This window comes from Rhodoblastus acidophilus (assembly GCF_900187365.1).
GTDB lineage: Bacteria > Pseudomonadota > Alphaproteobacteria > Rhizobiales > Beijerinckiaceae > Rhodoblastus > Rhodoblastus acidophilus.
Genome location: NZ_FYDG01000001.1, coordinates 1,103,125 through 1,123,145 on the forward strand (window position 1 = coordinate 1,103,125; position 20,021 = coordinate 1,123,145).

The 20,021-nt window shown below is 66.9% G+C and carries 19 protein-coding genes; 10 read left to right on the forward strand and 9 right to left on the reverse strand.

Going from position 1 to position 20,021, the window contains the following annotated elements; all coding sequences use genetic code 11:
• Window positions 1-21: 21 nt before the first annotated feature.
• Complete coding sequence (locus CFB24_RS04705; RefSeq protein WP_088519357.1) at window positions 22-699, forward strand: O-methyltransferase; 678 nt, start codon at window positions 22-24, stop codon at window positions 697-699.
• Here CFB24_RS04705 and CFB24_RS04710 read toward each other — a convergent pair.
• The 3 genes from CFB24_RS04710 to CFB24_RS04720 all read right to left on the reverse strand — a co-directional run bounded on the left by CFB24_RS04710 (window position 696) and on the right by CFB24_RS04720 (window position 4,642).
• A complete protein-coding gene (locus CFB24_RS04710; protein WP_088519358.1) occupies window positions 696-1,379 on the reverse strand; it encodes a response regulator transcription factor in 684 nt (227 codons plus the stop codon). The two genes, CFB24_RS04705 and CFB24_RS04710, sit on opposite strands and share 4 nt — an antisense overlap.
• Before the next feature lie 106 nt (window positions 1,380-1,485).
• A complete protein-coding gene (locus tag CFB24_RS04715; RefSeq protein ID WP_088519545.1) occupies window positions 1,486-3,015 on the reverse strand; it encodes a Do family serine endopeptidase in 1,530 nt (509 codons plus the stop codon).
• 121 nt (window positions 3,016-3,136) lie between these two features.
• Window positions 3,137-4,642 (reverse strand): helicase HerA-like domain-containing protein, encoded by a 1,506-nt coding sequence (locus CFB24_RS04720; protein WP_088519546.1) that lies wholly within the window; start codon window positions 4,640-4,642, stop codon window positions 3,137-3,139.
• A 195-nt stretch (window positions 4,643-4,837) separates the two neighbouring features.
• Between CFB24_RS04720 and ccmI the strand changes: the two genes are divergently transcribed.
• Genes ccmI through CFB24_RS04740 form a run of 4 tightly spaced genes read left to right on the forward strand, consistent with a single transcriptional unit; the run spans window position 4,838 to window position 8,852 of the window.
• The gene (gene ccmI, locus CFB24_RS04725) at window positions 4,838-5,917 is read left to right on the forward strand and encodes a c-type cytochrome biogenesis protein CcmI (RefSeq protein ID WP_088519359.1); all 1,080 of its coding nucleotides are present in this window, start codon (window positions 4,838-4,840) and stop codon (window positions 5,915-5,917) included.
• Entirely contained in the window at window positions 5,914-6,408 is a 495-nt protein-coding gene (gene ccmE, locus CFB24_RS04730; RefSeq protein ID WP_088519360.1) for a cytochrome c maturation protein CcmE, read from the forward strand. The genes ccmI and ccmE overlap by 4 nt, the downstream gene beginning before the upstream one ends.
• Window positions 6,405-8,384, forward strand: a complete 1,980-nt coding sequence (locus CFB24_RS04735; RefSeq protein ID WP_088519361.1) for a heme lyase CcmF/NrfE family subunit — start codon at window positions 6,405-6,407, stop codon at window positions 8,382-8,384. The genes ccmE and CFB24_RS04735 overlap by 4 nt, the downstream gene beginning before the upstream one ends.
• Before the next feature lie 3 nt (window positions 8,385-8,387).
• Complete coding sequence (locus CFB24_RS04740; protein WP_088519362.1) at window positions 8,388-8,852, forward strand: cytochrome c-type biogenesis protein; 465 nt, start codon at window positions 8,388-8,390, stop codon at window positions 8,850-8,852.
• 24 nt (window positions 8,853-8,876) lie between these two features.
• Here the strand turns inward: CFB24_RS04740 and CFB24_RS04745 are convergent, their stop codons facing one another.
• Together CFB24_RS04745 and CFB24_RS23905 are read right to left on the reverse strand one after the other, a co-directional pair.
• The gene (locus tag CFB24_RS04745) at window positions 8,877-10,115 is read right to left on the reverse strand and encodes an alpha/beta hydrolase (protein WP_088519363.1); all 1,239 of its coding nucleotides are present in this window, start codon (window positions 10,113-10,115) and stop codon (window positions 8,877-8,879) included.
• A 153-nt stretch (window positions 10,116-10,268) separates the two neighbouring features.
• Window positions 10,269-10,394 (reverse strand): hypothetical protein, encoded by a 126-nt coding sequence (locus tag CFB24_RS23905; protein ID WP_275936869.1) that lies wholly within the window; start codon window positions 10,392-10,394, stop codon window positions 10,269-10,271.
• A gap of 203 nt (window positions 10,395-10,597) precedes the next feature.
• Here CFB24_RS23905 and CFB24_RS04750 point away from each other — a divergent pair, with 203 nt between their 5' ends.
• The 3 genes from CFB24_RS04750 (at window position 10,598) to CFB24_RS04760 (ending at window position 13,851) form a co-directional block, all read left to right on the forward strand.
• The gene (locus CFB24_RS04750; RefSeq protein WP_088519364.1) at window positions 10,598-12,400 is read left to right on the forward strand and encodes a methylmalonyl-CoA mutase subunit beta; all 1,803 of its coding nucleotides are present in this window, start codon (window positions 10,598-10,600) and stop codon (window positions 12,398-12,400) included.
• Window positions 12,401-12,517: 117 nt separating this feature from the next.
• A complete protein-coding gene (locus tag CFB24_RS04755; RefSeq protein ID WP_088519365.1) occupies window positions 12,518-12,886 on the forward strand; it encodes a hypothetical protein in 369 nt (122 codons plus the stop codon).
• A 38-nt stretch (window positions 12,887-12,924) separates the two neighbouring features.
• Window positions 12,925-13,851, forward strand: a complete 927-nt coding sequence (locus CFB24_RS04760) for an MBL fold metallo-hydrolase (protein WP_088519366.1) — start codon at window positions 12,925-12,927, stop codon at window positions 13,849-13,851.
• 18 nt (window positions 13,852-13,869) lie between these two features.
• Here the strand turns inward: CFB24_RS04760 and CFB24_RS04765 are convergent, their stop codons facing one another.
• Window positions 13,870-14,721 carry a hypothetical protein gene (locus CFB24_RS04765; protein WP_088519367.1) on the reverse strand — a complete coding sequence of 284 codons (852 nt, stop codon included), beginning with the start codon at window positions 14,719-14,721 and terminating at the stop codon, window positions 13,870-13,872.
• A 75-nt stretch (window positions 14,722-14,796) separates the two neighbouring features.
• On the opposite strand from CFB24_RS04765, the gene CFB24_RS24040 reads away from it, so the two are divergent.
• On the forward strand, window positions 14,797-15,330 hold the full coding sequence (locus CFB24_RS24040; RefSeq protein WP_088519368.1) for a GNAT family N-acetyltransferase: 534 nt from the start codon (window positions 14,797-14,799) through the stop codon (window positions 15,328-15,330).
• Here CFB24_RS24040 and CFB24_RS04775 read toward each other — a convergent pair.
• The 3 genes from CFB24_RS04775 to CFB24_RS04785 form a co-directional block, all read right to left on the reverse strand.
• A complete protein-coding gene (locus CFB24_RS04775) occupies window positions 15,300-16,481 on the reverse strand; it encodes a site-specific DNA-methyltransferase (protein WP_088519369.1) in 1,182 nt (393 codons plus the stop codon). The genes CFB24_RS24040 and CFB24_RS04775 overlap by 31 nt on opposite strands.
• Before the next feature lie 172 nt (window positions 16,482-16,653).
• Window positions 16,654-17,265 carry a ribonuclease HII gene (locus CFB24_RS04780; RefSeq protein ID WP_088519370.1) on the reverse strand — a complete coding sequence of 204 codons (612 nt, stop codon included), beginning with the start codon at window positions 17,263-17,265 and terminating at the stop codon, window positions 16,654-16,656.
• A complete protein-coding gene (locus CFB24_RS04785; protein WP_088519371.1) occupies window positions 17,249-18,163 on the reverse strand; it encodes a uracil-DNA glycosylase in 915 nt (304 codons plus the stop codon). Before CFB24_RS04785 ends, CFB24_RS04780 begins: the two co-directional genes overlap by 17 nt.
• A 131-nt stretch (window positions 18,164-18,294) precedes the next feature.
• On the opposite strand from CFB24_RS04785, the gene CFB24_RS04790 reads away from it, so the two are divergent.
• Entirely contained in the window at window positions 18,295-19,959 is a 1,665-nt protein-coding gene (locus tag CFB24_RS04790) for an electron transfer flavoprotein-ubiquinone oxidoreductase (protein ID WP_244593176.1), read from the forward strand.
• Window positions 19,960-20,021 lie beyond the last annotated feature (62 nt).

Sequence of the window (20,021 nt, forward strand, 5' to 3'; positions counted from 1 at the left end):
GCGACCTCAAAGGATGATCGCATGACGGAAGCGGACTGGGGTGCGGTGGACGCGTATATCGGCGAACGCCTGCTCGCGCCCGACCCGGCGCTCGACGCCGCGCTGGCGGCCAACCGGGCCGCCGGCCTGCCCTCGATCGACGTGTCGCCGCCGCAGGGCAAGTTCCTGCATGTGCTGGCGCGCGCGACCGGGGCCAAGACCATTTTGGAGATCGGAACCCTCGGCGGCTATTCCACCATCTGGCTGGCCCGCGCCCTGCCCGAGGACGGTCAGGTCGTGACGCTGGAATATGCGCCGGCCCACGCGGACGTGGCCCGGAGCAATCTCGCGGCGGCGGGCTTGGCCGGCAAGGTCGATCTGCGCGTCGGCGCCGCGCTCGACCTGCTGCCCGCGCTGGCGGCGGAAGGCCGCAGCTTCGATTTCGTCTTCATCGACGCCGACAAGGAGAACAACGCCGCTTATCTCGACTGGGCGCTGAAGCTGGCGCGGGTCGGCGCGACGGTGATCGTGGACAATGTCGTGCGCAAGGGCGCGATTCTCGACGCCACGAACCTGCGTCCCGACGTCGAGGGAACGCGGCGCTTCTTCGATTACGCCGCCGAGGAAAAACGCTGGACGGCCACCGCCCTGCAAACCGTCGGCGCCAAGGGCTGGGACGGTTTTGCGATCGGGGTGGTGGAGGAGCGCGCGTTTCCCTAAAAATTCCCCTCGCGCAAGGAATAGCCGGCGCCGCGCACCGTCTGCAGCAGCGGCGGCTCGAACCCCTTGTCGATCTTGCCGCGCAGGCGGGAAATGTGGACGTCGATCACATTGGTCTGCGGATCGAAATGATAGTCCCAGACATTTTCCAGCAGCATGGTGCGCGTCACCACCTGTCCGGCGTGGCGCATCAGATATTCCAGCAGGCGGAATTCGCGCGGCTGCAGCACGATCTCCTTGCCGGCGCGAAAAACCTTGTGCTTGAGCCGGTCCATTTCCAGATCGGCGACGCGGTAGAGCGCGTCTTCCGTCGCGCCGCCAGGACGCCGCCGCGCCAGAATTTCGACGCGGGCCAGCAGTTCGGCGAAGGAATAGGGTTTGGGGAGATAGTCGTCGCCGCCGGCGCGCAGCCCCTTGACGCGGTCGTCCACCTGGCCGAGCGCCGACAGAATCAATACGGGCGTGTCGATCTTCTGCTCGCGCAGGCCGCCGATCACGGTCAGGCCGTCCATTTTGGGGAGCATCCGATCGACGATCAGCACGTCGAAACCGCCAGCTTCGGCGCGGGCGTAGCCGGACACGCCGTCGCCCGCCGATTCCGCCATGTGCCCCGCTTCTCGAAACGCCTTGACCAGATAGGCCGCCGCCTGTGCGTCGTCTTCAATAATTAGGATTCGCATGACGCGACTATAGCAGAGGCAAAAAAAAACGGCAGGCCGGTTGAGAGGGGATACCGGCCTGCCGAAGGTGGACGCGGCTGATTGCGTCCTGAGACTTGCTAGCCCTTCACGACGGATTGGTCGGCAGGGCGAGAAAATGCGTGTTGTCGCCGGTCTTGACGCGCAGCAGCACGGCGCTGCGGCCATCCTTGCGGGCGGTGTCGAGGGCGGCGACGATGTCTTCCGGGCCGGTCACCGGCTTGCCGCCGGCGTCGAGGATCACGTCGCCGGTGCGCAGGCCTTTTTGCGCCGCGACGCCGTCCGGATCGAGATCGGCCACCGCCGCGCCCTCACGGCCGGCGTTGGGAACATCGGCGGCGGGCGCGAGGCTCATGCCGAATTTGGCCAGTTCGGTGCGGCCGCCGCGCGCCTTGGGCGCATCGAGGCGCGCTTCCTTCTCGGCCGGCAACTGGCCGAGCTTCACGGCCGCGATCTTTTCCGAACCGTTATGGATATAGGTCAGCTGCGCCGTGGCGTCCGGGCCAAGGGCGGCGATCTTGCGCGACAGTTCGCGCGGGCCGTCGACCTTCTCACCATTGACGGCGGTGATGACGTCGCCCGAGGCGATGCCGGCCTTGCCCGCCGGCGTGTTCGGCTGGGTCTGCGCCACCAGCGCGCCCTTGGTCGATTTCAGGCCGAGGCTGTCGGCGATATCCTGGGTGACCGGCTGGATCTGCACGCCGATATAGCCGCGCGTCACCGCGCCCTTGTCCTTGAGCGCCGCCACCACGTCCTTGGCGACTTCCGAAGGGATGGCGAAACCGATGCCGACGCTGCCGCCCGACGGCGAGAAGATCGCGGTGTTCACGCCGACCACGTCGCCTCTGGTGTTGAAGGTCGGGCCGCCGGAATTGCCGCGGTTCACCGGCGCGTCGATCTGCAGGTAATCGTCATAGGGGCCAGAGCCAATGTCGCGGCCGCGGGCGGAGACGATGCCAGCGGTGACGGTGCCGCCGAGGCCGAACGGATTGCCGACCGCGATCACCCAGTCGCCGACGCGGGGCGTCTCGCCGGAAAACTGCACATACGGGTAGGTTCCGGCCTCGTTGATCTTCAAGAGGGCCAGATCGGTCTTCTTGTCGGTGCCGATCACCTTGGCTGAGACCGTCTTGCCGCCATCGAGCGTCACCGAAACGTCGGTGGCGTTCTCAACGACATGATTGTTGGTGACGACATAGCCGTCGGAAGAAATGATGAAGCCGGAGCCTTGCGCCTGACCCTTGTGGGGGCGGGCCTCGCCATGCGGGCCGCCGAAGCGCTTGAAGAAGCGATAGAGCGGATCGTCGGGCGACAGCGGCGGCATGCCCGGAGGCAGGCTGGGGCCTTCGCCCATGTCGGCCTCGGCCTTGTCGATCGTGGTCACCTTGACCGAAACCACGGCGCCCTTCACGCGATCGACCATGTCGGCGAAAGACGCCGGGCCGACGGCGGCCATTCCTTGCGTGACCGGCGCTTCGGCGCGGGCCGCGAGCGGCAGGACCATGCCGGCCGAGACGGCCAGCGAGGCTGCGGCGGCGGCGCCGAGCAGCACTCCGCGCAGCGACTTCGCCCGCTTGGCGTGCGTCAGTGCGGAATTCTGATCGGTAGGCAGCGACATTGTTTCGGGCTCCATGACAGAACTGGCGGAGATGGGCCAAGCCGTTTCGTTCTGTAATATGGGGCGTCGCTCCTTGCCTCGCTGTGGCGGGAGCATGAATTTTTGGTAATTTTCGCGTGAACTACTTCATCACGCCGGTAATGCCGCGTACGATCTCCTTGGCGATGGCCGAGCCCACGGCGCGCGCCGCCGAAGTGGCCGCCGAACGCAGCGCCGCCTGCCCGAGCGACATGCGCCGCCCCTGCGGCTTGAACAGCTCTCCCAGGCCCGAGCCGATGTGCGACAAAAGGCCGCCGTCCTGCTGCGCTCCCACCGGCGCGCCGCTGGCGCGGCCCTGCGCCCGCGCCTGCAGAATCTCAAAGGCGGATTCGCGGTCGATGGCCGTGTCATACTTGCCCTTGAGCGGGCTCGACTCCTGCACCTGCGTCAGCTCGGCGTCGGTGATCGGGCCGACGCGCGTGGCCGGCGGCGCGATTCTGACCTGCTCGACCATGGTCGGCGACCCCGATTCGTCGAGCATGGAGACGAGCGCCTCGCCAACCTTGAGGCTGGTGATGGCCGCCTCCGTGTCGAGCGCCGGGTTGCGCCGAAAGGTTTCGGCGGCGACCTTGACCGCCTTCTGGTCGCGCGGGGTGAAGGCGCGCAATGCGTGCTGGACGCGGTTGCCGAGCTGTCCCAGCACGACATCGGGCACGTCGATCGGGTTTTGCGTGACGAAATAGACGCCCACGCCCTTGGAGCGGATCAGCCGCACAAGCTGTTCGATGGCGCGCAAAAGCGGCTTGGGCGCCTCGTCGAACAGGAAATGCGCCTCGTCGAAGAAGAAGACCAGTTTCGGCTTGTCGAGATCGCCGACCTCCGGCAGCCGGGCGAACAGCTCCGACAGCAGCCAGAACAGGAAGGTGGCGTAGAGATTGGGGCTGAGGATCAGCTTTTCGGCTTTCAGAATATGAATGAAGCCGCGCCCGTCGATGTCGGGCTGGATCAGATCGGTGATGTCCAGCGCCGGCTCGCCGAAGAATTTTTCCGCCCCCTGATTCTCCAGCACCAGCAATTGCCGCTGGATGGCGCCGACGCTGGCGGCGGACACATTGCCGTAGCGCGGCTGCAGCTCCGCCGCCTGATCCGAGACATAGGCGAGAATGGCCCGGAGATCCTTGAGGTCGAGCAGCGCCAGCCCCTGCTCGTCGGCGACGCGGAAGGCGATGTTGAGCACGCCCTCCTGCACGTCGTTCAGCTCCAGAATGCGCGACAGCAACAGCGGCCCCATTTCGGAGACGGTGGCGCGCACCGGATGGCCTTTTTCGCCGAACACGTCCCAGAACACCGCGCGGAACTGATTCTCCTCCCAGGCGAGGCCAAGCTCGCGCGCGCGTTTGGCGATGAAGGGTTTTTCCTCGCCCGGCATGGCGACGCCCGACAGATCGCCCTTCACATCGGCGGCGAAGACGCAGGTTCCGGCATTGGCGAAGCCCTCGGCGAGGGTCTGCAGCGTCACCGTCTTGCCGCCGCCGGTCGCGCCCGCGATCAGCCCGTGGCGGTTGCCATATTTCAGCAGCAGGTAGATGAAATCCTCGGCCTTGCCGACAAGGACCTTGCCGGGGACATTCTGCGGATCGACGGACATGAGGCGACTCTTGCGGCGTTTTTCCGAAGATGATCCGCCGGCGGCCGGAAGGCAAGGCGCCTGGGCGACGAAGGGGCGGCCGGGTCGGATTCGCCCGAAAAGATCGCCGCGCATTTTGCGTCCGCGCACGCTGAAGCGCGCGAGGGCGGCGGCTGCCCCTTCCTTTGGGCCGAGCAAACGGATAAGAACCAAGCCATGATCTGGATTGTTTTCGCCCTGCTGACGGGCGTCGCCGTGTTCAGCGCCCTGTGGCCCTTGTCCCGACCCGCCCCGAAAGTCGCGGAGGACGCCGCCGACGTCGCCTTCTACCGCGCCCAGATCGACGAGATCGACGCCGAGCGCGAACGCGGCGCCATCGACCCCGATCAGGCGGAGGCCGCCAAAGCGCTGGCCGCGCGCCGCCTGATCGCCGCCGCCCCGCAGGAGACGCCGGCCGCCGGCGCGCCGGTCAACCGCAAGATCGCGGCGGCGCTGGCGCTGGTTTTCGTGCCGCTGGTCGCTGTCGGCCTCTATACGCAGGTCGGCCACCCCGACCTGCCGGACATGCCGCTGGAAGCGCGGCTCAAGTCGGCGCCGGCCCAGGGCGACTTCATGGTCGCGGTCGCCAAGATGGAGGCGCATATCGCCGCCCATCCCGAGGACGGCAAGGCGCTGGAGCTGATGGCCCCGGTATGGCAGCGGCTCGGCGACGCCGCAAAGGCCGTTCACGCCCGCGAGGAGGCGCTGCGCCTGCTCGGGGAAACGCCCGAGCGTCACATCCGGCTGGCCGAGGCCATGGCCAACGCTAACAATGGCGACTTTACGCCGCAGGCGGAGGCGCATATCGCCCGCGCCCTGCAGATGGCCCCGAAATCGCCGGAAGTGCGCTATTTCGTCGGCGCCGCCGCTGCGCAGAAGGGCGAATTCGAGCGCGCCCGCGAAATCTGGTCGGCGCTGGCCGCCGACCTGCCGGAGGGATCGCCGCCGCGCGTCGCGGTCGACCAACAGATCGCCGAACTCGACGCCAAAGGCCCGGTCGCCCAGAAGGTCGCGCAACCGTCGGACGCGCAGCAGAAGACGATCAACGCCATGGTCGAGGGCCTCGCCAAGCGCCTGTCGGAAAAAGGCGGATCCGCCGAGGAATGGGCGCGCCTCATTCGCGCCTATAAAGTATTAAACGAAAACGATAAAGCCAAAGCCGCGCTCGACGACGCCCGCAAAGCCCTGGCGCAGGACGCGGGGGGGCTGGCGAAAATCGACGCGCAGGCGCGCGAGTTGGGAGTGGACGGCAAATGACGCGCAAGCAGAAGCGACTCACTTTGATCGGTTCGGCCCTCGGCGTGCTGGCGCTCGCGGTCGGCGTCATCCTGTTCGCCTTGCGCGACAATGTGGTGTTCTTCTATGGGCCGGGCGAGCTGGCGGAAAAGCATGTCGGGCCGGGAACGCGGCTGCGCATCGGCGGTCTGGTCAAGACCGGCACGCTGGTCCATCTCGAAGGCAAGAGCGTGAAGTTCGAGGTCACCGACGGCAAGGGCGACGTGTCCGTGACCTATACCGGCCTGCTGCCCGACCTGTTCAAGGAGGGCCAGGGCGTGGTGGCCGAGGGCGCGCTGGATACGGCCGGCGTGTTCAAGGCCGATTCCATTCTCGCCAAGCATGACGAGCGCTACATGCCGCGCGAAGTCGCCGACGCGCTGAAGAAACAGGGCGTGTGGCAGGAAGGCGGCCCCGCGGCGCAAGGAACGACGCCGACCGCCGCGACCACCGCCGCCGGAGCGTCCAAATGATTGTCGAAACCGGCCATTTCGCTCTCGCCCTGGCGCTGGCCCTGGCGCTGATGCAGATCATCCTGCCGTTCTGGGGCGCCCGCGCCCATGACGGCCGCCTGATGGCGACGGCGCGCCCGCTGGCGCTGACGCAATTCGCCCTGGTGGCGCTGGCCTATGCCGCGCTCACCTACGCCCATGTCGTTTCCGATTTCTCGCTGGTCAATGTGGTCGAAAACTCCCATTCGACCAAGCCGATGATCTACAAAATCTCCGGCGTCTGGGGCAATCACGAAGGCTCCATGATGCTGTGGGCCCTGATCCTCACCCTGTGCGGCGCGGCCATGGCGGCGTTCTCGCGGGCGATCCCGCCGCGCCTGCTGGCCGATTCCATTTCTGTGCAGGGCTGCCTCAGCGCCGCCTTCCTGCTGTTCATCCTGCTGACCTCCGAACCGTTCGCGCGCATCGCCACGCCGCCGATCGAGGGCAACGACCTCAACCCGATCCTGCAGGATCCCGGACTCGCGATCCATCCACCGCTGCTCTATCTCGGCTATGTCGGCTTCTCCATCGTGTTCTCGCTGGCGGCCGGCGCGCTGATCGGCGGACGCATCGACGCGGCTTTCGCCCGCTTCATCCGTCCGTGGACGCTCGTCGCCTGGGTTTTCCTCACCCTCGGCATCGCCATGGGCTCCTACTGGGCCTATTACACGCTGGGCTGGGGCGGGTTCTGGTTCTGGGACCCGGTTGAGAACGCCTCGCTGCTGCCCTGGCTGGCGGGCACCGCCCTGCTCCACTCCGCCAGCGTGATGGAAAAGCGCGAGGCGCTGAAAATCTGGACGATTTTCCTCGCCATCCTCGCGTTCTCGCTGTCGCTGCTCGGCACGTTCCTGGTGCGCTCGGGCGTGCTGACCTCCGTGCACTCCTTCGCCAGCGACCCGACGCGCGGCATGTTCATCCTCGGCATTCTCGTGCTGTTCATTGGCGGGGCGTTGTTCCTGTTCATGCTGCGCGCGCCGACGCTGACCGGCGGCGGCCTGTTCGCGCCGATCTCCCGCGAGGGCTTTCTGGTCGTCAACAACCTGCTGCTGACCGCCGCCTGCGCCGCCGTTTTCATCGGCACGCTCTATCCGCTGGCGCTGGAGGCTTGGAACGGCTCGAAAATCACCGTGGGCGCGCCGTTCTTCAATCTCACCTTCGGCCCGCTGTTCGCGCCCATCCTGATCCTGGCCCCGCTCGGGCAATTGCTGGCGTGGAAACGCGCCGACCTTTTGGGCGCGGCGCAGCGGCTGTTCCTCGTTGCGGCGCTCGGCCTCGTCGCCATGCTCGGCTTCTACGCCCTGCAGGGCGGTCCGGTCGTCTCCGTGGTCTGCGCAGGCGTCGCCATCTATCTGATGACCGCCGCCTTCGCCGAAATCTGGGGCCGCGTGTTCCCGCAAGGCGTCCGGCGCAGCGCCAACGCGCTGGCCCGCCTCGCCGGCCTGCCGCTGTCGGCCTGGGGCGCGGCGCTGGCCCACGCCGGCCTCGGCGTCACGCTGCTCGGCCTCGCCGCCACCGGCTGGGGCGTGGAAAAGATCACCCGGATCCAGCCCAACGAACTCTATCAGGTCGGCCCCTACGCGCTGCAGGCGACCTCGGTGGATTCAGCCGAAGGCCCGAACTACCGCGAAGCGATCGTGCATATGACGATTGCGCGCGACGGCAAGACGGTGGCGACCTTCGACCCGTCCAAACGCTTCTTCCGGACGCGGCAGATGGCCACATCGCAGGCCGGCATTGTCACGCTCAACCTCGGGCAGATCTATGTCGCCGTGGCCGAACAGAATCCGGACGGCTCGTTCGACGCCCGCATGTACTGGAAGCCGCTGGTTTCGCTGATCTGGCTGGGCGCGCTGGCGATGGCCTTGGGCGGAACGCTGTCGCTGGCCGACCGCCGCCTGCGCGTCGGCGTGGCGCGGCGGGCCAAGCTTCCGGCCAACCTGCAAGCGGCGGAGTGATTTATGCGCAAGACCCTGTTGGCTGTCGCGGCCCTAGCCGCCCTCGCCCTGCCCGCCCACGCCCTGCAGCCCGACGAAATCCTGCCGGACCCCAAGCTGGAATCCCGCGCGCGCAACATTTCCGCCGAATTGCGCTGCCTGGTGTGCCAGAACCAGTCGATCGACGATTCCGACGCGTCGCTCGCCCGCGACTTGCGCACGCTGGTGCGCGAGCAGTTGAAGGCCGGCAAGAGCGACCAGGACATCAAGAGTTTCCTGGTCGACCGCTACGGCAATTTCGTGCTGCTGAAGCCCCCGTTCGAGTGGGACACGGCGGCTTTGTGGCTGTCGCCCTTCGCCCTGTTCGCCGTGGGCGGCTTTTTCATCTGGCGCAACAGCCGCAATCGGAAGACGGAGGCCGCGCCGGCTGCGCCGCTGTCCGATGAGGAAAGCGAAAAACTCAAGGCGTTGTTGAACCGGGACGCTTGATCCCGGCGCCTCCGCCGGACCGGCTTATTTCGCGGGTTCCGGCGCCGCAGGAGCCGCCGCCACAGGCGTCGCCGCGGCCAGCGGCGGCAGATCCGTCGTGGTGATGGCGTTGGCCGGGGGCCGCACGGTGCGGTCAGCGCCCGCGTCGATCACCGCCTGTCCTTCGTCGGCGGCGCCCGGCTTGGCCAGGGTCGCGCCGATCTGACTGACCACCTGCGGGGCGTTGGCGTAATTGTCATGGCCGATCAGGCCGCTTGAAAATTCCGAAATGTCATAGACATGCACGCCGAGGCGCTCGATCAGGTCGCGATCTTTCTCCGAGCCGGGATCGAGCGCGCCGAGCCGGCGGTCGCCTTGCAGGCCCGCAGACAATTGCAGCGCGCGGTCGCCCTTGGAGACGAACACCGAGACGCGCGAGGCGTCGAGCCGGGCGATCTGGCGCTGGAACACGGACAGGTCGATGTCCGGCGCCGCCAGCAACACCTGACCGAGCTTGCCGTTGAGATCGGGCGAGCCGGACAGCGCCGCTTCGCGCAAGGTCTCCATGGTCAGCCAGGTGCCCATGCTGTGAGCGAGAATATGCACGCGGCCGAGGCCCGGCGTCGCCGCGATGTCGTTGAGCAGCTTGAGATAGGCGTCGCGCGAGGCGGTGGCGCTTTCCTTGTCGGCGCCATAGGCGAGCAGCGCCGATTTGGACGGCCAGGTGAACAGCACGGGGACGCCGGTGAAATTGCCGTCCACCACCAGCTGCGCCAGCCGGAAGCGCGCGTCGTCGAGCGAGGTGTTGAAACCGTGGACATAGACCAGCACGTCGCGGGCGACGCCGACGCGGCCGGAAATCTGCGCCGCGAGCTGGCTGCGGAACTCGCCGTCTTCCAACGCCGAATGGCGGGCGACCGCGATATGGCGGCTGGGGTCGGCCGCGCCCCAGTTGGGGCGCTCGACGTCGCCCGCCTCGTGGCCGGCCGGCACGGTGATGATGTCCTGCGAATAATGCGCGGCCGCGCCGGGCGTCAGCTCGGTGGAATGATTGCCGCCCTTGCGCGTCGAGGCGATGAAAATCCGGGTCGAATAGGCCGGCGCATCCGCGCCGCCGGAAAACAGGCCGCCAAAATTGGAGACGCCGCCCGAAACGCCCGAGCGCATGTTCGAGCCGAGATTGGAGCCGGCCTCGGCCATGCCCACGGTGGAGCAGCCCGACAGGACGGGGGCCAGCGCGAGTCCGAGAACGGACAGGCTGGCGAGGGTTTTGCGCGCAATCATCGGCAGGTCTTTTCGAACGAAGCTCAATCGCGTCCGGTGTGGGGGACAAAGACGGCGAGAATGGGACGCTCCCGCCGAAATGTTCCCCCAGGTTACAGCGCGAAAAAGCTTAATATTCGTTAACCGCGCCGTGGGTTTGACGCGCGTTCGCGCTCAAGAACCGAAGTTGAACTGGAATGAGGCGCGATAAATCATCTCGTCGGCGTTGGGATTGACATAATAGGCGAACCCGGCCCGCCCCAGCGAATGCAGCGCCTCGAAATTGACCACGACGTTCATGGGACAGGGTTTCCCGTCACCCGCAACGGCGGCAGCGCGACCTGCGCGCCAGCGTAATAGTACTGAGCTTCTGACCATGGGCGACAAATGATCTGCGGCAACGGTCAACCCCAAGGTCAACCCAGGATGATCTTGGCCAAAGGACAAGCTGGCGCGTTTCATCGCGACGTGGCAAAAGGGCAACAAATTCGAGGAGACTTCCAATGGCAGCGACCGAAACCGCCACGCCCTTCGCCGATGTGTTCGCCACCGCCACTGAGGAGAAATGGCGTCAGAAGGTCGAAACCGCGCTGAAAGGCGCGCCGTTCGCAAGATTGATTTCCAAGACCTATGACGGCTTCGACATTCAGCCACTCTACGCCCGCGCCAGCGGCAAGCCGCGCGCGTTTCGCAGCGCCGGCGACTGGGCGGTGACCGCCCGCGTCGATCACCCCGAAGGCGCCGAGGCCAACAAGCTGGCGTTGACCGATCTCGAAAACGGCGCCAACGGCCTGCATGTCGTGTTCGCCGGCTCGGCGAGCGCCCATGGCTTCGGCCTCAAGGACGCCGCCGCGCTGGCCCCGGCCCTGCAGAACGTGCAGCTCGACGCCGGCCTGCGGCTGGTGTTCGACCTTCCCGGCGATGCCGACGCCTGCGTCGCGGCGGTCGAAGCCGCCGTCGCCAGCTATGATGTGAAGAAACTCGACCTTTCGCTCGGCCTCGATCCGCTCGGCGCGGCGGCGCTGTCCGGCGCGACGCTGGACTGGGCGAAGGCGGGCGCGGCGCTGGCCGCCAAGGCCAAGGCCCTGTCCGACAAGGGTTTTGCCGGAATCGTCGCGGCCGACGGCCGCATCGCCCATGCGGCCGGCGCCTCGCCGGCGCAGGAGCTGGCCTTCGCCCTCGCGGCGGGCGTGGCTTATTTGCGCGCGCTGGAGGCCGGCGGCATCCCGCTGGAGCAGGCGCGCGAGAAGATCGACTTCCGCCTCGCCGCCGACGCCGACGAATTCCTGACGCTGGCCAAGTTCCGCGCCCTGCGCCGGTTGTGGGCGCATGTCGAACAGGCCTGCGGCCTAACGCCGCGCCCGATCCGCGTGCATGGCGAAACGGCGTGGCGCATGATGACCCGCCGCGACCCCTGGGTGAACCTGTTGCGCGCCACCGTGGCGGTGTTTTCCGCCGGGCTTGGCGGCGCCGACAGCATTTCCGTGCTGCCCTTCACCCAGGCGCTCGGCCTGCCCGACGCCTTCGCCCGCCGCATCGCCCGCAATACGCAGCTGGTGCTGCTGGAGGAATCCAATCTCGGCAAGGTGGCGGATCCGGCGGCCGGCTCCGGCGGCGTCGAAGCCCTCACCGACTCGCTGGTCGAGCGCGGCTACGCCCTGTTCCAGGACATTGAAAAGGCCGGCGGCCTCGCCAAGGCCCTGGCCAGCGGCCTGATCGGCGGCGAGATCGCCAAAGTCGCGGCCGAGCGCGCCAAGGCGGCGGCGCGGCGCAAGGAGCCGCTCACCGGCGCCAGCGAATTCCCCGACATCAACGAAAAGCCCGTGACCGTGCTGACGCCCGCCCCGGCCGCCGCCCCCGCCAAGGGCCTCGCGCCGCAGCGCGTGGCCGCGCCGTTCGAGGCCCTGCGCGACAAGGCCGAAACTTTCGCCGCGCGACCAAAAGTCTTCCTGGCGAATCTCGGGCCGATCGCCGCCTTCACCGCCCGCGCCACTTTCGCGAAGAATTTCTTCGAGGCCGGCGGCGTCCAGGCCCCGTCCAACGACGGCTTCGCCGATCCGGCCGCCCTGGCGGCGGGGTTCAAGGCGTCCGGCGCGAAACTCGCGGTGCTGTGCTCCTCGGACGCGCTCTACGCCGAGCACGGCGTCGCGGCGGTCAAGGCGCTGAAGGCGGCCGGGGCCATCGTCTATTTCGCGGGACGTCCGGGCGAACTGGAGGCGGCTCTGCGCGAAGCGGGCGTCGCGGATTTCGTGTTCGTCGGCAGCGATGTGCTGGCGCAGCTGACGGCGGCGCTCGAGGTCGCCTGACCCTCGTGACCATTTTGCTGCGGCGCCGCGAAAAACGGCGCCGCTTGCGCTTTCGCCCTTTGCAATCGGGCGAAAACATGGCAGCGATGCGGACAATACCGACATTGGAGGTTCTCCATGCGCGCTGTCCGCGGACTTCCCTTGCTTTTCCTTGTTCCCCTCGCCGCCATGGCGCAGGATGGCGGCCTCGCCTCCAAAGCCTATGACGGGCAGTGGCGCGTCGCCGTTCAGACCACGGTGGGCAATTGCGCGCCTGCGGCCGATGTGGTCGTGACGGTGAAGGACGCAAAAATCGTCGGCGTCAGCGCCGGAGGCGTCGAGACCTGGGGCTATATCGACGCCGGCAATATGGTGGTGGGGCGTTTTTCGCAGGGCGAGCGCGCCTTGCGCGCCAATGGTTCGGTGAAGGGCGCCAGCGCCTCCGGCGCCTGGTCGGCCAGCGCCGATTATTGCGGCGGACGCTGGACCGCGACCCGCGTGAATTAACGCTTGGTTTTGCTGGGGCCGCGTCGCAAAGTACCGGCATGACCGATCAGCGAAATGGCGAAGACCCGCGCTTCGACCTGAGTTTTGAAGCTCCGGCTGGCGAGATGCAGCGCGTTTCGCCGCTGGTGCGCCGGCTGGTGGCGCCCAATCCCGGCCCGTTCACTTTTACCGGCACCTGCGTCTATGTCGTCGGCGCGGGCGAGGTCTGCGTCATCGACCCCGGCCCGGATGCGCCGGCGCATCTCGACGCGCTGCTGAACGGACTGGCCGGCGAGCGCATCGCCAAAATCCTGGTCACCCACACCCATCGCGACCATTCGCCCGCCGCGCGCGTGTTGCAACGGGCCACCGGCGCGGAAATTCTCGGCTGTCCGCCGCATTTTCCCGCGCGGGATCTGGCGCTGGGCGAGGCCAACAAGCTCGACGCCTCCAACGACACGGATTACGCGCCCGACCGCGCGCTGGCGGACGGCGAAATCATCGCCGGGCCGGGCTACACGATCAAGGCCTGGGCGACGCCCGGCCACACCATGAATCATGTCTGTTTCGAACTGGTCGAGGAAAACGCCCTGTTCACCGGCGACCACATCATGGGCTGGTCCACCTCCATCGTCGCCCCGCCCGACGGGGCCATGCGGCCCTATCTCGAATCGCTGGCGCGGCTGCGCGACGCCGACCATGCGATTTACTGGCCGGGGCATGGCGGGCCGGTGAGCCAGCCGCAGCGATTCGTCCGGGCGGTGCTGCATCACCGGCGCGCGCGCGAGGTTTCCATTCTGGCCGCGCTCGAAGCGGGGCCGCGCTCGATCCCCGACATTGTCGAAAAAGTTTACGAAAAGCTCGACTCCCGGCTCAAAGGCGCCGCCGCTTTGTCCACCCTCGCCCATCTCGAAGATTTGCACATGCGAGAATTGGTGGAGACGGACGGGCCGCCGCAGTTAACCGGCTTTTTCCGGCGCCGGTGAGAGCGCCGGATTGCGCCGTTAACCCTTGCGAACCAGCCGGTACGGCAGGGGCGAGAATCGCGCTGTCGGCAAAATCGGCGCGGAGCCGGCCATGCGCTGGCCCCAGGCGCTGACCTTCGCCGGCGCGGCCGGCGGCGCGACAGCGTCCGGCCGGGGAACCGGCGTCGGAATCGGCGGCGGCTCTTGCGTGAGATCGGCGGGACGCGGCGGCGGCAGCGGCGCATCGGGCGCAAGAGTCGGGGTCGGCGCAGCAGGCGCGGACGGCGCGGGCGGCGGCGCGGGCGGCGGCGCGACGGAAGATGGCGCGGCAGGCGCGGTCTCCGGCGGCTTTGGCGGGTTGAGGCGCACAGCGGCGACCTGCACGCGCTGCGGCTGAACCTGGGTGGCCGTCGCCGCCTCGGCGGGGGAAAACGTTTCCGCGAGCTGGCCCAAGAAACCCGGTTCGGGCGCCGCGGGTTTCGGCTTGGCCCGCGCCACCGCGTAAGCCGGGCCGGACGGGCGGGTGCAATCGCGAATCCCCAGGCGAATCAGTTCGGAGCCGGTCAGCACCTTGTAGTCGCGGGTCAGGTCGCCCAGGCGTTCGCGCACCGCCGCGGGATAGGAGGCCATCAACTGGTCGGAGACCTCGTCATTGGCGACCTTGGTCAGCGGGTTATACGCCTTGTGGAATTTCAGCAGGCTGTCCGGATAGACGCAGACGTTGGGCAGGCTCAGCGCGAGCGTGCAGGCGGAGCGGCATTCGTGCAGCCGCACCTCCCGCCCCGTCTCGGCGTAAAGCCGGGTCATTTCAGCATATTCGTTGACGTAACCGCCGACATCCTTGGTGACGATCACCGGGACGTCGCCGGGCGGCGGGTGCAGATAGGTCATGAGCTCAGGAGATTGACGTTTGCATCCTAATTGGGAACGATATGGTTAAGACTTTCTTAAGGCGGAATTTCCATCATGAATTGGCGCATCGAACGGCTTCGCGCCGATCAGATCGACGGGTTTCACAGCTTGCTGTCTGAGGTTGTGGCCGAACGCGTTTTTCTTGCGACCCTCACGCCGCCGCCAATCGATCGTTTTCGCGACTCCATAAGCCGATCGATCGGAACAGGCGGCGTTTTCGTCGGCGCCCATGTCGGCGCGGAGATGGTGGGGTGTTGCGAAATCCAGCGGTTCACAGCGGAATCGCGGAAACACTCCGGCGGCCTCGCGATGGCCGTCGCCAAGGCGTGGCGCAGGCGGGGGCTTGGCGCCGCGCTGATGACAGAGGCGCTCACTCTCGCTTTCGCCGAGGGCCTTGAACGCATCGACCTTCAGGTGCGTGACGACAATCTCGCCGCGCGCAGGCTTTATGAGAAATTTGGCTTTCAGGTTGAAGGCTTGTCGCGCGGGGCGCTGAAAGTCGATGGCGTCGCCGTCAACCTGCTTGGCATGGGCCTGCTGTGCGACGAGTTTCGCCGTCACTCTTCCTCAGACGCCGTCGCGCGGTAGCGGGCGCGCAGCTCGTCGATGGAGATTTCGCCGCCCTTGTCCATGCAGCGCCAGAACGTCCAGCCATTGCAAGCGGGCAGACCCTGGACCAGCGCGCCGAGCTTGTGGATCGACCCGACGATGTCGCCGAGCGCCAGCGCGCCATCGGCCCGCACCACCACCCGCCAGCGCTTTTTGTCGTCGAACAGTTCGGCGCCGGCCGCGATCATCCCGGCCTCGATCAGGCTGGCGAAGGCGACGCGTTTTTCCTGGCGTTTGGCGACCGGCGTGAGACAGGCGCCTTCCGGCAGCGGTTCGACGGCGGCGATTCGTTTTTGCGCGGCTTCGATATAAGCGGGATCGCGCTCGCAACCGATGAAATGGCGGCCCAGTTTCTTGGCCACCGCGCCGGTCGTGCCGGTGCCGAAGAAGGGATCGAGCACCACATCGCCCGGCTTGGACGCGGACATGATCACGCGCGCCAGCAGGGCTTCCGGCTTCTGCGTCGGATGGACCTTGCGGCCGTTTTCATCCTTGAGCCGTTCCGCGCCGGTGCAGAGCGGGAAGAACCAGTCGGAGCGCGGCTGGCAATCCTCGTTGCCGGCCTTCAGCGCCTCGTAATTGAAAGTGTAGCCCTTGGCCTTGGCGCTCCGGCTCGCCCAGATCAGCGTCTCGTGGGCGTTGGTGAAGCGTCGCCCGCGGAAATTCGGCATCGGATTGGCTTTGCGCCAGACGATGTCGTTGAGGATCCAGAAGCCGAGATCCTGCAGGATCGCGCCGACGCGGAAGATGTTGTGATAAGAGCCGATCACGAATAAAGTGGCGTCCGGCTTCATCGCCCGGCGCGCGGCGGCGAGCCAGTCGCGGGTGAAGCGGTCGTAATCGGCGAAGGAGGCGAACTTGTCCCAATCGTCGTCCACCGCATCGACTTCGCTCTGGTCGGGCCGGGTCAGGCCGCCTTCGAGCTGAAGATTATACGGCGGATCGGCGAACACCAGATCGACGCTGGCTTCGGGCAAGCTATTGAGGCTATCGATACAATCGCCGATCAGGATCTGATCGAGCGGTGCGGGCGCTCCCAACGCGCCCGGGCGGCGAACCGGCTTGAGTCCAGTACGCGAAACCAGTTTCTGGACTCTTAAGCCGGCCGCCCCGGCGCGTTGGATACTCATGAACTCGAACCTGAACGCGACTGACTGACAAAGCCAACCTAGCGCCGCCAGGGTAAAGACAGAGTTTAAAAACAGGCGGCTGACCTGTCCCGTTTCCGCACGGAAACCTTAACAGGGTCTTATGGTTACGTATGGGAAGGAGCGTGCGGCGCGGAATTGGCGCGCAACGGCTTCAGCCGGCGACCAGCGCGCGCACCGGCGCAAAAGAGCGGCGATGCTCGGGACACGGCCCATGCTGGCGCAAGGCGGCCAGATGCGCGGGCGTTCCGTAACCGGCGTGGCCGGCGAAGCCATAAACGGGGTAAAGCCGGTCCAATCGCGTCATCAGCCGATCGCGCGCCACTTTGGCGACGATGGAGGCGGCGGCGATCGACATCGACAAAGCGTCGCCATTGATCACGGCCCGCGCCGGACAGACCAGCGGCGGCGCATCGCGGCCGTCGATCAGCGCGAAGGCGGGACGCAGATTCAGCGCGGCGGCGGCGCGCGCCATGGCCGCCAGCGTCGCGCCCCGGATGTTCAGCGCATCCACCTCCGCCGCCGGCGCCATGACCACGGAAATCGCCAGCGCCGAGGCGTAGATCTCCTCGGCGAGCGCCGCGCGGCGCCGCGCCGTCAGCTTTTTCGAATCGTCCAGACCTTGCGGCAGGTTGTCGCGGTCGAGAATCACCGCCGCGACGCACACCGGCCCCGCCAACGGCCCGCGTCCCACCTCGTCCACGCCGGCGATCGGCCACAGCCCCTGCGCGATCAGCTCGCGCTCGATGTCAAACGACGCCGGCATGGTCGATGGCTTTCTTTAACGCGCGCAAATCGCGCCAGGCCTGCGCCTTGGCCAGCGGCGCGCGCAGCAGATAGGCGGGGTGCAGCATGGGCAAGGCGCGAATCGTCCGGTTTTCGCACAGATAGTCGCGCCAATGGCCGCGCATCCGCATGATGCCCTCCTTCTCGCCGAGCAAGGTCTGCGCGGCGGAGGCGCCGAGCAGCACGAGAAAGTCGGGCGAGACCAGTTCGATCTGTCGCTGGACGAAGGGCAGGCACAGGGCCAGCTCCTGCGGCGTGGGCGTGCGATTGCCCGGCGGACGCCACGGCGCGACATTGGCGATATAGACTTTGGTGCGGTCGAGGCCGATGGCGGCGAGCATTTTATCGAGCAATTGCCCGGCGCGCCCGACGAAGGGCCGGCCGATGCGGTCCTCGTCGGCGCCGGGGCCTTCGCCAATGATCATGATCCGCGCATCCGGCGCGCCATCGGCGAACACCAGCTGGGTCGCCGACACTTTTAAGGCGCAGCCGTCGAAGGCGGCGAGGCGCTCGCGCAATTCGTCGAGCGTCCGCGCGCCGGCGGCCTGCTCGCGGGCGCTGGCCGTCGCGGCGTCGTGGCTCATCGCCGCCGCGGGCCTGGCGGCGGGCGCAGGCGCGACCGGCGCGGACGCCTTGTTCAACGCCGGCTTTCTTTCCGTGGGCGGGCGCGGCGCCGGCTGACGGGCGGCGGGCGGAGGCGCGGGCGGCGCAAAAACTTCGTCAAACGCCAGCGCCTCGCGCGGCGAAACCCTCTCGGCCTCGGACTGTGCGAACCGATCGAACGGGGTTTCCGCCACCAGCGTGTCCACGCCAATGTCGCGATAGAAACGCAGCAAGGCCGCCGCGCCGTCCCGGTCGAGCGCCGTCAAGTCGATCATGACCGTTTCCTAAACCCTGGGCGGGCCGGCGTCCATTTCGCGGCTGCGAGAAAAAACGCGCGACGACTTTTGGCCCAGTGGACAGAAGCGCGCGAACCGCTAAGACATTACCAAAGGCAGGGAGAAGAAGAATGAGCGAACTCGAACCTCGCGAATCCATGGATTATGACGTCGTGGTCGTCGGCGGCGGCCCGTCGGGGCTGGCCGCCGCGATCAGGCTGAAGCAGATCAACCCGGATTTCACCGTGGTGGTGGTGGAAAAGGGTTCGGAAATCGGCGCGCACATCCTCTCCGGCGCCGTGATCGACCCGATCGGCATCGACAAGCTGCTGCCGGACTGGCGCGAAGATCCGGCGCGTCCGCTCAAGACTGAGGTCAGCGATGACCATTTCTATGTGATCGGCGAAGCCAAGAGCGTGAAGCTGCCGAATGTGATGATGCCGCCGATGCTGAACAATCACGGCAATTTCGTCGGCTCGCTCGGCAATCTCTGCCGCTACATGGCCGCCAAGGCCGAGGAGCTGGGCGTCGAAATCTATCCCGGCTTCGCCGCCGCCGAAGTGCTGTACGGCGACCAGGGCGAAGTGCTCGGCGTCGCCACCGGCGACATGGGCGTCGGCCGCGACGGCAAGCCCAAGGACTCTTTTACGCGCGGCATGGAGTTGCGGGGCAAGTACACTTTGTTCGCCGAGGGCGCGCGCGGCTCGCTGTCGAAACAGATCATCGCCCGCTACGGGCTGGCCGAGGGCCGCGAACCGCAGAAATTCGGCATTGGCATGAAGGAGCTGTGGCAGATCGACCCCGCCAAGCACAAGCCGGGCCTGGTGCAGCACACGTTTGGCTGGCCGCTCGACAATCACACCGGCGGCGGCTCCTTCCTGTATCATTTCGAGGACAATCAGGTCGTCGTCGGCTTCGTCCTCCACCTCAACTACAAGAATCCGACGCTGTCGCCGTTCGACGAATTCCAGCGGTTGAAGCAGCATCCGCTGTTCCGCGACACATTCGTCGGCGGCAAGCGCATTTCCTATGGCGCCCGCGTCATCAACGAGGGCGGCTGGCAATCCGCGCCCAAGCTGACCTTCCCCGGCGGCGCCCTGGTCGGCTGCGCCGCCGGCTTCATCAACGTCCCCCGCATCAAGGGGTCGCACAACGCCGTGCTGTCCGGCATTGAGGCGGCGGAAGCGGCGGCGGAGGCCCTGGCGGCCGGCCGCGGCCATGATGAATTGTCGGCCTACGAGAACGGCTGGCGCGACGGCCCGATCGGCCAGGATTTGAAGAAGGTGCGCAACGTCAAGCCGCTGTGGTCGAAATACGGCACCCTGCTCGGCGTGACGCTCGGCGGCGTGGACATGTGGACCAATACGCTGGGATTCAGCCTGTTCGGCACGCTCGGCCATGGCAAGCCGGACCACGCCACGCTGAAGCCGCTGAGCGAGGTCGAGCCGATCGTCTATCCCAAGCCGGACGGCGTGGTGTCGTTCGACAAGCTGTCGTCGGTGTTCCTCTCCAACACCAATCACGAGGAAGATCAGCCGGTGCATCTGAAACTGGCCGATCCGTCGATTCCCGTGGAGAAGAACCTGCCGCTTTATGGCGAACCGGCCCGGCTTTATTGCCCGGCGGGCGTCTATGAAGTGGTTTACGGCGACGAAGCGACGAAATCCGACCCGCGCTTCGTCATCAACGCCCAGAATTGCGTGCATTGCAAAACCTGCGACATCAAAGACCCCGCCCAAAACATCACCTGGACGACGCCGGAGGGCGGCGGCGGCCCGAACTATCCCAACATGTAAAAGATGACGCTGGGGCGCCGGGTTTTACCAACTGTCAAGCGCGCGGGCCTAGAGTGGTGAAA